11 protein-coding genes are annotated in these 11756 nt (G+C 36.1%); 10 read left to right on the top strand and 1 reads right to left on the bottom strand.

Features of this window, described 5'->3' with window-relative positions; genetic code table 11:
- Nucleotides 1-192: 192 nt before the first annotated feature.
- Nucleotides 193-552 carry a hypothetical protein gene (locus tag HMPREF9447_RS02390; protein WP_009127727.1) on the bottom strand — a complete coding sequence of 120 codons (360 nt, stop codon included), beginning with the start codon at nucleotides 550-552 and terminating at the stop codon, nucleotides 193-195.
- An 815-nt stretch (nucleotides 553-1367) separates the two neighbouring features.
- On the opposite strand from HMPREF9447_RS02390, the gene HMPREF9447_RS02385 reads away from it, so the two are divergent.
- The 10 genes from HMPREF9447_RS02385 to HMPREF9447_RS02340 all read left to right on the top strand — a co-directional run bounded on the left by HMPREF9447_RS02385 (nucleotide 1368) and on the right by HMPREF9447_RS02340 (nucleotide 11565).
- Nucleotides 1368-1904, top strand: a complete 537-nt coding sequence (locus HMPREF9447_RS02385) for a UpxY family transcription antiterminator (protein ID WP_009127725.1) — start codon at nucleotides 1368-1370, stop codon at nucleotides 1902-1904.
- A gap of 68 nt (nucleotides 1905-1972) precedes the next feature.
- Entirely contained in the window at nucleotides 1973-2464 is a 492-nt protein-coding gene (locus HMPREF9447_RS02380; RefSeq protein WP_009127723.1) for a UpxZ family transcription anti-terminator antagonist, read from the top strand.
- 51 nt (nucleotides 2465-2515) lie between these two features.
- A complete protein-coding gene (locus HMPREF9447_RS02375; RefSeq protein ID WP_009127721.1) occupies nucleotides 2516-3793 on the top strand; it encodes a hypothetical protein in 1278 nt (425 codons plus the stop codon).
- A 14-nt stretch (nucleotides 3794-3807) separates the two neighbouring features.
- Entirely contained in the window at nucleotides 3808-4272 is a 465-nt protein-coding gene (locus HMPREF9447_RS02370) for a hypothetical protein (RefSeq protein WP_009127720.1), read from the top strand.
- Between the two features lie 11 nt (nucleotides 4273-4283).
- Complete coding sequence (locus tag HMPREF9447_RS02365) at nucleotides 4284-5591, top strand: Nal1-like putative serine protease (RefSeq protein WP_009127718.1); 1308 nt, start codon at nucleotides 4284-4286, stop codon at nucleotides 5589-5591.
- Nucleotides 5592-5697: 106 nt separating this feature from the next.
- The gene (locus HMPREF9447_RS02360; protein WP_081589738.1) at nucleotides 5698-6633 is read left to right on the top strand and encodes an acyltransferase family protein; all 936 of its coding nucleotides are present in this window, start codon (nucleotides 5698-5700) and stop codon (nucleotides 6631-6633) included.
- A gap of 27 nt (nucleotides 6634-6660) precedes the next feature.
- Nucleotides 6661-7812, top strand: a complete 1152-nt coding sequence (locus HMPREF9447_RS02355) for a glycosyltransferase family 4 protein (RefSeq protein ID WP_009127714.1) — start codon at nucleotides 6661-6663, stop codon at nucleotides 7810-7812.
- A 25-nt stretch (nucleotides 7813-7837) separates the two neighbouring features.
- Complete coding sequence (locus HMPREF9447_RS02350) at nucleotides 7838-8950, top strand: glycosyltransferase family 1 protein (RefSeq protein WP_009127712.1); 1113 nt, start codon at nucleotides 7838-7840, stop codon at nucleotides 8948-8950.
- Nucleotides 8943-10370 carry an oligosaccharide flippase family protein gene (locus HMPREF9447_RS02345; protein ID WP_157225272.1) on the top strand — a complete coding sequence of 476 codons (1428 nt, stop codon included), beginning with the start codon at nucleotides 8943-8945 and terminating at the stop codon, nucleotides 10368-10370. The genes HMPREF9447_RS02350 and HMPREF9447_RS02345 overlap by 8 nt, the downstream gene beginning before the upstream one ends.
- Before the next feature lie 73 nt (nucleotides 10371-10443).
- Nucleotides 10444-11565 carry an EpsG family protein gene (locus HMPREF9447_RS02340; protein WP_009127708.1) on the top strand — a complete coding sequence of 374 codons (1122 nt, stop codon included), beginning with the start codon at nucleotides 10444-10446 and terminating at the stop codon, nucleotides 11563-11565.
- Nucleotides 11566-11756 lie beyond the last annotated feature (191 nt).

The following is an 11756-nucleotide window of genomic DNA, read 5'->3' as shown; positions in this document are numbered from 1 at the left end:
ATCACTTTCCGGAGTGTTATTTCTCCCCGGACATTACTGAAACCGCTGTATGCGGTTACCGGAATATTTTCCATTTCTTTTGTTTTAGTCTGCCTTATGGCGGCGCAAAAGAATGAATAATATTTTAAATATAATTGCGCCTTTTCACCCGAAAAAGGCGCAATTACCACAATTTTGCAGAAACGTTCGGATCTATCTCAGTTTCTTCTTTTTCCTGTTTTCCTTCCCTTCATTCAGTAGTGCTTTTCTCAGCTTAATGATTTCACTATTAAGGCTTTTTGGGGATATGAATCCTTTTTCATTTTTTCCTTTTTCGAACGCTACACTTCGGTTTAGCAATCTTGCCAGGTGTGTGGTTCCTTTCAGTCCCATCTCCTTTTTTTGCCCGATAAGCTTCTGTACCCATGGGGTCAGGAAGTCTTCCCTTTCGCAGGCTTTGACGATTATGCGCTCGTCAACTGCTTCATTTTCAACTAACAGGATATTGATCCTGTTTTCTTCTCTCTCGATCTGGATGTCATAATCATCCTTGTTGATGAGTTCAATACTCAAGATTGTGTTTTTTTATTCATAAAACCACAATTTTAAAAGTTGGTAATTTATTGTTAGTTTAAAAAACGAAAGCAAAATTAACTCTTATAATGGAAATATCTTCTGTTTTCGTCTGAAAAAGTGAATCTTTTCTTTAGACGTTGTAACACACAAATGGGTAAATAGGGTAGAGGGGATACCCCCTATTACTAATAAAATGTGTGTAACAAGGTCTAAAGAAAAAGTAGGAAAATACGCGCCTGTGCGTATGTATGTGCGGGTACATTATTATAAAAGGAAATGCACTTTTGTGGGGTTGACGGGATAAGGTTACAATGATGATGAAATCGACGAGTAGAGCGATGAAATGAAAATGCTGTCAATGAAAATTGTGTTAAATAGGGGGTGTTTTTTAATCGTTCGTTTAATGTGCACAAAGATAGTTCCCTGAAATGAAACAACAAAATATTCTGATAAATAAAATCAATTTATTTTTTAAAAAGTGTCATATATTACTAATTCATAAAGAGTTATACCTGAAATAAAATTGTGATTTTACACCTGCTTTTTTATTGAAAGAATCTTAGGGCAAATGTAGGCTCAGGGTATGCACAAAAGACGAACGATTAAAAGGCGCTTTTTGCTTGTAATCCTATCGTTTATAGCTATTTACCTGTAATATGATTAAGGTAATGAACAGCTACGGAAAGTCAATAGGCAAGAGGAACACGAAGCTTGCCGTATTTTACATAAAGTGTTCGCAAATGATTGAAACTCAAGCGTATGTAAGGGTGTCAAAGCCCCGAGAGAACACCCTTTTCTGAAATACTCATCGAATGGAAGCGGATAAAGATAGCGAAATATGGTACGCCATGCGTGCTACGTACCGTAGAGAGCCTGATGCTATGCGTCTACTTGAGAAAGAAAATTTTGGCTGCTTCGTCCCTATGCAATACAAGATAAGCATAAAGAAAGGGAAAAAAATCCGTGTTTTGGTACCGGTCGTCCACAATCTGCTTTTTGTCCATGCCCGCCCTTCTGAGTTGAAGCGTGTCAAGTCCCAGGTCGCTTACCTGCAATACATCACTGATACCCGTAGCGGACAGAAGATTATTATCCCCGACAATGAGATGCAGCGTTTCATTGCCGTAGCCGGAAGTTACAGCGACCATCTTCTATACTTCCAGCCCGATGAACTGAATTTATCGAAAGGCACTAAAGTTCGCATTACGGGTGGTGACTTCGAGGGTCAGGAAGGTATTTTCCTGAAAGTGAAAGGTGCGCGTGACCGCCGTGTGGTCATTGCTATACAAGGGGTTATTGCTGTTGCCATGACTACCATCCATCCGAACCTGATCGAAGTAATCAAATAATTGACAGTTGGCACTCAATCATTGATAGTTGACAGTTGAAAATTCATAATTTATAATTCATAATTATTATGTTCTCTCTTTCTGAAGAAACAGTTGCTCTTCAGCGTGCAGCGCACGATCTGATGTATTTGGGCATGGACGGTAGTCCCGTCTATAGCGATGACCTATCCCGTCGTAACGGTGAGGTTTACCGCCTGACTACGGCTTTGTATAACTCCGGTACTAAAGGTTCCACAGTTGAGGAACAGGCGAATATTTGTCTTGCCCTTTTGATGGGCTACAATGCTTCGTTTATTGATCATGGTGAAAAACAGAAACATGTTCAGGACGTTTTGTACCGTTGTTGGGATATACTTGATGTTCTTCCCGCTTCACTCTTAAAGCTTCGTTTGCTCACCGTTTGCTATGGTGAAGTGTTTGATGAGTCTTTGGCTGACGAAGGTCGTGCAATTATTGCTTCTTGGGATTCTGCATCGCTCATTCCTGAACAAAAAGAAGCTATTGCAGAGTTTCAGAATGTGGTTGATAATCCTTATCCTTGGGAATATATTAGTGAATAAAAAACGATATAGCCTACAGCATTTTACTTTGTCGATTTTAAATTTAATATTATGGATGATTTAGTAATTAGTATGCATGAAAATGCTGTAAATGAAGCTTTGAAGAGTGCATATAAAGCTTTTCAAGCAAAATTAATGGGAGACATTAAAGTCGGTGGATATACGTTGCATTGGGAAGGGTATCAGTCTCCTGAAGTAAAGTTTGATATTCAGTCTGTTGATAAAGCACGCAGTTATTACTCCCGTGCTATGGAGTTACCTCATCACAAGACAGCTGATTATTATCCGGTTATGAAGCAATATGTAGATGTTGCAGGTCCTACTTTCCTTGTACATTTATATGTAGAAATATCTGCAGGGAAGAATGAACAGGGGAGAGGTGATCGCTTTTTGTTAGCTTTGAAAACCGGAATTTATCAGGATGTTCCCCGGCATACCAAACTTACTGTATACTCTATTGACATTGAAGAGAGCTACTCGAAAGATCCTTCCTCTATGGAGCTGATGCGAAAAGCTCTTCCCGGTATAAAGAATTCAGTTAACGACGTGCTGTCCACTTTTGACATCCCTGCAATTTCGTTAGGTAATAAAATACCTTTGGGTGCTCCCAGTTATCAGATAAATAATAATTGCCTGGAAATGCACAATAATATAGAACTGGATGCTCCCTTGGTCTCTTCGCATGGCCAGACTTCGTCCGGAAAAGATTTAAGTATCTACATGAGTAATCACCTCTTAGATTGTATTATTAAAAGTGCCGATATTTTTCCTTTGAAAGTTAATGTATCGGGCAAATCCAGCTCTAAGCCTTTTTTTGCTGAATATCATTGCAAAATGAATTTAACTCCAGCCCATATGGCTTCTCAGGAGGATATGATTCAGTTGGGGCTTAATGTTGCTAATGCAAAAGTGGGCGCCACTGCGGGGATGCATATGGGGTGTGCCCCTGATCTTAGTGCCGGTCTTGCTTTTAATTTATCTTTGCAGCCCAGTCTTCAAACGTGGCTTAAGATTTCTATACGGAACAACAGCCTTGAATTCACTACTCATAAAGTAAATCCTTTCACTATAATCTGTACTCCTACCGGTTCGCCAGTTGTGTGGTTATTGAGTGTTATAGCTTCTCTTATTATCACTCCTTTAGTATCGATAGTGTCTGCTGCAGTCAGTACTTTATTAAAGGGAATCAAAATTTTAGCTTTCCGTATACCGGATATTAAAATGAGAATAGATTCTTCACACCAAATTATCTTTTCTCCTTCTACTCTGGCTCTAAAGCCTTCAGGAAGTGGGATTTTGTTGAGTGGTAACATATCAGTATTCATGTAAAATAATACAATATTATGGTAACTATAAAAGATGTTTTTTATCCTGGTGCTACTGCCGGTCAACAGGTAACCGGTGGCATTCGTATTTTTGGCTATTTGCATCAATGTGCGGAAGGAGTTATCGAACGGTTAACCGATGATGAGTTGACCATGAGCGGTACTTATCACATTGACGAAACTATTGATGGTTATCACATTTGCGGTGAAGGTAGCTTCCATGCTTCCTTGTTGCGTTTTTCCGATGAGCATTGGGAAGCAAAAGGAAAGCTAACAGGACTTTATGATGGTCATGATACCATCCGGATGTCTTATCGTTATGAGGACGATTACCATGTACTCGACGGTACAGCCAGCCACTTCCGTATTCTTTCTCAAACTTGGTCGGACTATGATTCTGGCGTTCCGATGTTTCATGTCTATGCCAGTATAGTGCCCGAGACAGTCGTTTTGCCTTCTTTCTATATCAGTTTGAAACCTTAAATACTTGATTTATGACACGAAAAGAATATTATGAATTGAAAGTAAAAGAAATTGATGATAACCGTGACTCCATTTTGCTGATTCCCCATTTGCTCGGTTTCGGTATCAAATTGGACGAAAACACACAGGAAGGTGATAATCCTTTTCGGACTATCGCATTAGTCTCCCAATCTTCTGGTGATAAAAAAAATCTACCCAAGTCCCTTGGCGATATTCCGATTGTTGTGGAAGTCTGTCCGGAGATACAAGAACTGAATGAAGATTCTGTCAGTATGGATGAGGGTACCTATAATCCGCTAAAAGGTGGGATTCAGCTGATTAATTATGGTAAAGGTGCTGGTACAGGTACACTTGGCTGTTTTGTGAAGGATGCGAATGACCGTGTCTACGGACTTACGAACCGCCATGTAGGAGTATCGGTAGGAAGTGTGCTTTATCATCCGAAAAAGACTCCCGTTCACTGTTGTTCAGAGAAATATTGTAACCATGACTGTTGTATAATAGATGTAAAAGGGAATATTGGATCGGTAAAAAAGATATCCCAACTGACTACTACTGATTCTGCTATCATAGAATTAGCTACAGATGTAAAATGGAAGAATGAGATTGTTGATATAGGTGTAGTAAAAGGTGAAAGCACTATAGCTCCTGAGGAACTGTTGGGGCAAACCGTTCGCAAGCGTGGGCGTACTACTTGTCTGACTACCGGTAAAATTGATATTTGTTATTATGAAAGTGTATCTTCTTATCAATATAGAGAACAGATTGTTATTAAAAATGAAGGGGGGATTTTTGCACAAGGAGGTGATTCGGGCTCAGTGGTAGTTGACAAAGATGATAAAGTATTGGCTTTGTTGTGGGGAGGTATGGGCAATGATGGCGTTTGTAACTTGATTCGTCCTGTTTTGGAGGAGATGGGAGTTACTCTTATGTCTGGTATTGAAAATGGCATTGGTACTCTATTGAAGGCTAATACCAGAGCGTTAGCATCAGACTTGAATACCTCACCGGAAATTTATACAACTCTATCTGCGTTAATAGATCGCCATACATTTGAAGTCATGCATTTGGTAAACCATTCTCGTCCGGTTACAGTTGTTTGGCAAAGAATGAAGGGTCCTCAATATGTGCAACCTCTGATAAATGCCTATCGTTTTCCGGGGCAACCTTTGGATTCATTGTTGACAGATGGCTCTTGGGTTGAGGTGCTAAAGAAGATGGAGGTGGCACTTTATAATAATGGCAGTTATCGTCTGCGGGTAGATTTGACTCGATATAGGGAGATGATTCTGAAGGCGTTTTCTTCGTTGAAAAAATAATCCGGGATAGATAATATTTGTTCTATTGATAAACTGAACTCTTTGGGTATACCGGAAATTTTATGGGAGGTAGTGGCATGAATAATTTGTAATTGTATTTACAACAATGGATAATAACGTATCGATAATATTAAAAAATCGTACCTACATTATGGGATTATCAATGATATTTATTATCATGTCCCATCAACCATTTCTTTTATCTGTACCTTTCAAGATCTTTCATTTTCTTGGGCATTTTGGAGTTGATGCTTTTTTCTTTTTATCTGGGCTTGGATGCTATTATTCATTAAATAAGCGCAAAACGATAGATTTTTATAAACGAAGGCTAATAAGGTTAATTCCCATAATTGTATTCTGTGGAACAGCAAAATATTTGCTTACATATTCAGGACTTTTCCCTTTTTCAGAGCAAGATCTTGGTGCGGAAGCAATTTTTGGGTTTGATCTTTGGTTTTTTAGGCCTTTAGTTACATATTATTTACTATCTCCTTTATTAATGCATATTTTGAAAGACTATCCGTTAGCGAAAATTTTGATACTATTATATTCCATGTCTTTAATTGGAATTTACATAGATTGTTTGGGAATATATTTCAGTTGGGGCATGTCAAGATTACCTTCGTTTGTTATTGGAATGATGATAGGTATGGGTAAATTAACTATAAGTGAGAATATGAAGAAGTATAGCATTTTGTTACCCATCTTAGCTTTAGCTTTTAGGGTATTCGCTTTGAAATATTTGAGTTCAGCAGATGAGTTAATCACTTACTTAATACTCTCATTTTCCATATCATATATCTGCCTTTATTCTACTAAACTAGTCTCAGCATTTAGAAGTCTAAAATTGTATGGTATCATCGAAATAACCGGATTGATGACTTTAGAGCTTTATTTGTGGCATGAGTATATTTTTCATTCATTTATATTATTTGATTTACCACCTGTCGTATCATTTGTATTTGCACTAATTGTGTCCTATGCACTAGCGTTTATGAGTAAAAAAATAGTTGATTTAGTCTTTAAAATGCAACGGACATAAAAAAACACTAATAAATTCTTTTTAAATATGCTTGTTGTCAGAGGAGATTTATTTATTAGAGATAATGATAAGTTTTATATAGTTGGTTCAGGCAGTAACCAATTTTATAAATTAGTTGCAATGGTAATGGGGCCCTATAAAATGATGGCTTGGACTATCGATAAAGGAAATTATAATTTGGAGCATCTGGAGGTTTTTGACGAAACGATGGGCATTGAATTAGTTATCAATAGTGATAAAGTTTCATTATTTAAGAAAATTAATATAATTAGAAAGGCTGTTAAAAATGCAGATTGCCTAAATTTCAAGTTACCATTACCTCATTCTATAATCGGTTGTTTGTGGGCAATATTATACAATAAAAAATATGTAGTTGAGTCAGGAGGGGACCTGTTGAAATCGTTGTGGTATCATGAGGGACTTTCATACAAATTGATAGCCCTTCCTATAAATCTGATAGTAATACTTGAACATAGACTGGCCAAGCATATAATTTATGTATCTAAGAATTTCTTACAAGAGATCTATCCCAGTAAAGCGAGACAATTAGGGTGTTCCGATGCTGTAATATATATTACGCCTGAGAGCGTTTTGGCTAAAAGAATTGATAAGATTACAAATAAGAGGGGATTCTTTAGGTTAGGTTTAATTGGTGCAACTCAAGCAGGTTATAGAGGTCATGATACTCTCATTAAAGCAGCTTCCTTATTAAGGGATAAGGGATATGATATAAAAGTGAGCTTTTTGGGAGGTGGAACAGCAGATAACAAACGAAGGAAATGCGCAGAAAAATGTAACATGAGTGATCGGATTGAATTTTGTGGCCGTATTAAACACAGTGAAGTATTATCTTGGATAGATAATATTGATGTATTAGTAATGCCTACACTTGTAGAATCATTAGGTCGGGCAGTAATTGAAGCAATGAGCAGGGGATGTCCTGTTATTGGAACCTATGAGACGGCATTGCGAGAACAAATAGGGTCTGACTGCTTGGCACATGCACGAAACGTACAAGAAATAGCAAGTGCCATAGAGCGTATTATCAAGCATAAAGATTATGCGCTGATGTGTGCTCGAGAAAATTACTATCGTGCCATGAAATACAGTAGTGATTTGACGTACAAATTTAGAAAGGAATTTTATGACGAATTCTATACCATTGAAAATATAAGATAACATCAAATATTAATCTAGATATTATATGAGTAAACCCGTTCGGATTTTACATGTATTTAATTTCTTCAACCAGGGTGGTGTTGAAAATTTTGTAATGAATGTTTATCGTAATATTGATAGGGAAAAAATACAATTTGATTTTGCTTTTCCGATTCACCAAAAAGGATATTTTGATGATGAGGTAATATCAATGGGAGGCAGAATATTCTTTTTTGATTCAGAAAAGAAATCATTATGGAATTATTATAAAAATCTAAGAAGAATCATTAGAGAAAACGGTCCGTATGCTGCCATTCATAGCCATGTATATTATTTCTCCGGTTATATTTTGTTTGTAGCTAAGCTTTGCGGCATAAAAGTTCGTATTGCTCATTCGCACGAAACATTAAAGGGAAGAGAACAAACAGTTATAAGAAAAATGTATCAGTGGTTTATGAGGCACATGATTAAAGCAAATGCAACCCATTGTCTGGCATGTTCGGATTTGGCGGGTAAGTATTTGTTTAGTAAGCAGGTATCATACCAAGTGCTTTATAATGGAATTGATTTCCAAAGATTCACTTATAAAAACAATGAACGGGAGGCTCTAAGACAGAAATTAGGGTTTCAAGAACAGAAAATACTTATCAATGTAGGAAGATTTGCAGAGCAAAAAAATCATGTTTTCATTATAAATATTTTTAAGGAGCTCTGTAGCCGTTCAAGTAATTATCGACTCATTCTGATAGGTACAGGTCCATTGAAAAATAGCATACAGGAGCTGTGTAAGCAATATGGTCTTGAAGATAAAGTACTGTTTTTGTTTAATATAAAAAATACGGAAGATTATTATTCGGCATCTGATGTCTTTATTCTGCCAAGTTTGTATGAGGGGATGCCAATAGTTTCGATAGAGGCTCAATCTACAGGGCTTCCTTCGTTGTTGTCGGATAAGATAACAAGAGAAGTCGGTGTCACAGATATTGTAGAATACTTAAGCATTGAAGACAATATTGTTGAGTGGGCTGATCGTATAGAAACTGTAACTGAACAATGCATTGATAGAACGGTGTACGTCAATAGGCTTTTGAATTCACCATTTAATATTAATAAGACAATAGCAGATCTTATACCCATATACACTACGAAAAGTGAATAATCAAGTTATACATGCAACCAAATGGTCAGTGATATGCGAAGTTGCTGCAAAAATTATAGCACCAATCACAACTATCATACTTGCAAGGCTCTTATCACAAGAAGTATTTGGGATTGTTGCGTCTATCACTGCTATAACTTCCCTTGCGGATATGTTGTCTGATGCCGGTTTCAATGCCTACATTATTCAGCATCAGTTTTCTTCAGATAAAGAAAAAAAATCCGTATTTAATGTATGTTTCTGGACAAACTTATTGATTGCGACAATACTCTTCGCCGTCATCTTAATCAATCGTCATCTGTTTTCAAGACTTGTAGGAGCTGAGGGATATAGTAATGTCCTTGTAGTGGCAGCATTTGTGATCCCTATAATGTCTATTTCTTCCATAGAAATGGCGATAATGAAGAAGGATTTAAACTTTAAGAGATTAGGTTTTATTAAGATTGTATCAAAGTTTATCCCTTTCCTGACAACTATTCCATTGGCATTTTGTGGTTTTGGATATTGGTCATTAGTGGTAGGAAGTCTGATAGGCGAATTTATTGGAATGATATTGTGCTTTAAATTTGCAGGTTTTTATCCTGCTCGAGAGTATGATATTTCACGACTTAAAAGTATCTTTTCATTTTCAGGATGGGCATATCTTGAGTCTATTTTAGAATGGTTATTGTCAAATATAGCACTTTTAACTCTTGCGTCCATATACGGCATTGCAGCTTTAGGATTATTTAAAGTAGGCATGAACATGATTTCTCAAATTATTAATTCTATCTATGCCCTATATTCAAATGTTTACAAATCTGCAATTTCCAGAGAGCAATATGATTATGCAAAATTTAAAAAACTATTTTTGACTTTTCAGAATTATTCATCGATTATTAGCTTGCCACTTGGTATAGGAACCTTTATCTATAGAGATTTTATTACAACACTGTTGTTAGGTAAGGATTGGAGTGAAGCGTCAATAATTGTCGGCGGTTGGGCATTAGCAGCAACACTATCTATTGCATTTGGAAATTTCTATAGCGATGCTATTCGTGCAAAGGGATATCCGAAAAGACTAGTCCAGATTAATCTTGTGTATTTAGTATTGATCATATTCTTATTATCATTCTCTTCTAAAATGAGCTTTTTAACATTTTGTATAGCTTTCTGCTGTATAAAAGTTATTCAGCCACTACTTCAAGTTATCTATGGTAGTCGTTTGTGTAAGATTTCTTTCAGTGAAATACTTAAATCATCTTATCCTCAACTTATTGCCACATCTGTTATGGCAATATTTGGTATCTTGCTCAATCTTACCTCATTCCCGTTTGCAATGAATTTTATAGGTATAGGGATTTGTATTATTGTTTATGTGACAATCTACTATTTCATAACCCCGGATAGAGCAATCTTTAAGGTATTTCGCAGGGCATAAATAATTCTATTATGGATCAGTAGAATAGTCCATTTAATAATATTCCTATTTTAGATATCCAAGAAACCAGATTATGTATTTAGATGTAACAATCTCCGTATATTTGTATTTGTTATCGTATTTTGTTAGCTGCATATGTTGTCTTGCCTATTGGCAGTATGACAAGCAATGTGTACCTAGAAGTAAGATTATATCTTTATTTTTACTTTTTACTACAGTGTTACCTTATGCGTTACTCTGTGCAAACCGAAGCGAATATACAGGATATGATACGGAAAATTATATGATAGGCTATTGGAATATGAAATATGGTATGGGCGAGATTACTAATAGTGGTTTTAATTATCTTTTTCGAATAGCACGATATGTAACTTATATTATATTTGGTGATAATGTTAAGATTTGGCTTTTCTTTGTTGCTGCTTTGCCTATTGCTTTCGTCAATTATGTGCTAAAAAAATATGCAAAAAATAAAGTGGAATATGCTTTTGGCTGTCTCTTTTTCTTGCTGTATCTTTCTCCAATCATGATGGATCAGTCTCGTCAATTTATTGCTGTAGGAATGACTATGCTAGCGTTCTTTTATTTGCAGCAAAAAAATACAAAGCGTTTCCTTTTTTGGGTGTTTGTAGCAATCCTATTTCATGAAAGTTGTTTGATGTTAATTATGTTCCTTCTTCTAAGTAATAAGAAAACAGTAGGAAATAGATTATCCGCGATTTCCCCTATTGTGATAGTTACGATATCGATTTTTTTTATTCAATACTTTATGGATTTAATTTATTTGCTTTTGCCTCCCAAATTTGCTTATATCGAAGAACAAAATAAGACAACCCCTGGTTCTGATGGATCTGGACTAGGATGGCTTGTAGATGTAACACCAATGATGTTTGCTATGTTCATTTATTATAAATATAGAAAAAAATCAAATCTTAATAATCTTCCATTGGAAATATGTGCGCTTTCCGCGTTGCCATTTAGATTGGCAGGATATAGCTCTTATTTTGTCATGCGACTCTCTTATTATGGAGAAGCGGTCTGTATTATGCTTCTTCTTGGGGTCTTGACACTGATGCCAAGGTATAAGGCTATTTTTTGGACTTTTGCTTGTCTTGTTGTCTTTTTTGTGCATTGGTATGTGGCTTTTGTTATATTATCAGGAACGCATGCAGTAATACCTTATTCTTTTAATTGATAAATTGACTTTTTATTAGTTTAAAAATTGGTATCTGGTGAGATGGATTATGTGGCACTTCGATAGTTTTTTTTAAGATCTTAATTTTTAACTAGGGAAAAACTCAACATAAGTTGTAAAGTAGCTGTCTAAAACTAGCGTCTTGTTTTCTCTATTGGAAATTGCTAAAGACCGTAGCACCTATGAGAACT

Origin of the sequence: Bacteroides oleiciplenus YIT 12058, from assembly GCF_000315485.1 — a bacterium.
Taxonomy (GTDB): domain Bacteria; phylum Bacteroidota; class Bacteroidia; order Bacteroidales; family Bacteroidaceae; genus Bacteroides; species Bacteroides oleiciplenus.
The sequence above is the reverse complement of the archived record's forward strand: the minus strand, read 5'-3'. Positions and strand labels throughout refer to the sequence as shown.

What these genes read in the sequence shown, in the direction of transcription:
- HMPREF9447_RS02385 (WP_009127725.1), top strand. Translation starts at nt 1,368, where the DNA reads ATGGAAGCGGATAAAGATAGCGAAATATGGTACGCCATGCGTGCTACG.
- HMPREF9447_RS02340 (WP_009127708.1), top strand. Translation starts at nt 10,444, where the DNA reads ATGTATTTAGATGTAACAATCTCCGTATATTTGTATTTGTTATCGTAT.
- HMPREF9447_RS02380 (WP_009127723.1), top strand. Translation starts at nt 1,973, where the DNA reads ATGTTCTCTCTTTCTGAAGAAACAGTTGCTCTTCAGCGTGCAGCGCAC.
- HMPREF9447_RS02360 (WP_081589738.1), top strand. Translation starts at nt 5,698, where the DNA reads ATGGATAATAACGTATCGATAATATTAAAAAATCGTACCTACATTATG.
- HMPREF9447_RS02350 (WP_009127712.1), top strand. Translation starts at nt 7,838, where the DNA reads ATGAGTAAACCCGTTCGGATTTTACATGTATTTAATTTCTTCAACCAG.
- HMPREF9447_RS02370 (WP_009127720.1), top strand. Translation starts at nt 3,808, where the DNA reads ATGGTAACTATAAAAGATGTTTTTTATCCTGGTGCTACTGCCGGTCAA.
- HMPREF9447_RS02365 (WP_009127718.1), top strand. Translation starts at nt 4,284, where the DNA reads ATGACACGAAAAGAATATTATGAATTGAAAGTAAAAGAAATTGATGAT.
- HMPREF9447_RS02355 (WP_009127714.1), top strand. Translation starts at nt 6,661, where the DNA reads ATGCTTGTTGTCAGAGGAGATTTATTTATTAGAGATAATGATAAGTTT.
- HMPREF9447_RS02375 (WP_009127721.1), top strand. Translation starts at nt 2,516, where the DNA reads ATGGATGATTTAGTAATTAGTATGCATGAAAATGCTGTAAATGAAGCT.